Origin of the sequence: Nonomuraea lactucae (assembly GCF_003313395.1) — a bacterium.
In the GTDB taxonomy this organism is placed as follows: domain Bacteria; phylum Actinomycetota; class Actinomycetes; order Streptosporangiales; family Streptosporangiaceae; genus Nonomuraea; species Nonomuraea lactucae.
On sequence record NZ_QNFZ01000432.1, the window covers coordinates 1 to 1,083 of the forward strand.

The 1,083-nt window shown below is 75.4% G+C and carries 2 protein-coding genes; one reads left to right on the top strand and one right to left on the bottom strand.

Annotated features, from left to right (window positions below; genetic code table 11):
- Positions 1 to 702 (top strand): CBS domain-containing protein (locus DQW85_RS22425; RefSeq protein WP_113702155.1); only part of this gene is annotated, 702 nt, incomplete at its 5' end.
- A gap of 30 nt (positions 703 to 732) precedes the next feature.
- On the opposite strand, the gene DQW85_RS22430 is transcribed toward DQW85_RS22425, so the two are convergent.
- On the bottom strand, positions 733 to 1,083 hold a 351-nt coding region (locus DQW85_RS22430), incomplete at its 5' end, for a PP2C family protein-serine/threonine phosphatase (RefSeq protein WP_162795234.1).

The window sequence follows — 1,083 nt, forward strand, 5'->3', positions numbered from 1 at the left end:
CGCGCCGCGCTGTGGGCGCGCTGGGGCGACCGGGCGAGGGCGGCCATCGCCGCCGCCCGCGCCGGACGGGGCTTCGGCTACGCGCTCATCGCGCTGGGGTTCCTTCAGGTCGTGACCGGGAGGGGCTTCGACGGGCTGTGGCTGGCCCTGATCGGCCTGTTCCTGGTGAACGCCGCGAGCGCCGAGGAGCAGCAGGCCAGGCTCGGCACCGCGCTGCACGGCGTCCGGGTCGGGGACGTGATGTCCGACCGCCTCGTCGTCGCCCACAGCGACGAGACAGTGGCCGAGTTGGTGGACGACATCGTGATGCGGCACCGCCTGTCCACGTACCCGCTGGTGGACGACGCCGGGCGGTTCGCGGGGCTGGTGACGCTCAACCGGATCCGGGGCGTCCCCCCCGAGGTGCGGGCCGTGAGGCGGCTGCGGGAGATCGCCTGCCCTCCCGAGGAGGTGCCCGTGGCCCGGCGTGACGAGCCGCTGACCGATCTGCTGCCCCGGATGGGCGGCTGCTCCGACGGGCGGGCCGTGGTGCTCGACCCGGCCGGGCGCCTGCTGGGGCTGATCACGCCCAGCGACATCAGCCGGGTCGTCCAGACGGCGGAGCTGCGGAGCAGCGACCCCTATCCCGGCCCGCGCGGCGCCGATGTCGCCGTGCCGTACCAGGGGCGGGACCCGCGGGGCGGTCACCGCGACGCCGCCTGACGGCCCGGGACCGGCCGGCGGCCCGTCGCTCTACGGCGTGGTCTTCAGGAGCAGCAGCGCGATGTCGTCGGTGCGGTGATCGACGGTCACCGCGTGGTCGATGACCGTCTCGGCCAGGTCGTGCAGGGGTTGCTTCGCGGACTGGGTCAGGGTGCCCGCGAGGTCGATGATGGCCTGGTCGAGATCCGTGCCGGGCGCCTCGATGAGGCCGTCGGTGTAGAGGGCGAGGACGGAGCCGACCGGCAGCTTGACCTCCTGGCTCGTGTACTCCGCGCCGGGGTCGAGCCCCAGCACCAGGCCGGGGGGCAGGTCGAGGGTGCGGGCGGGCGAGCCGGGGCGGCGGAGCAGCGGCGGCAGGTGGCCCGCGCTGGCCAGGGTGGC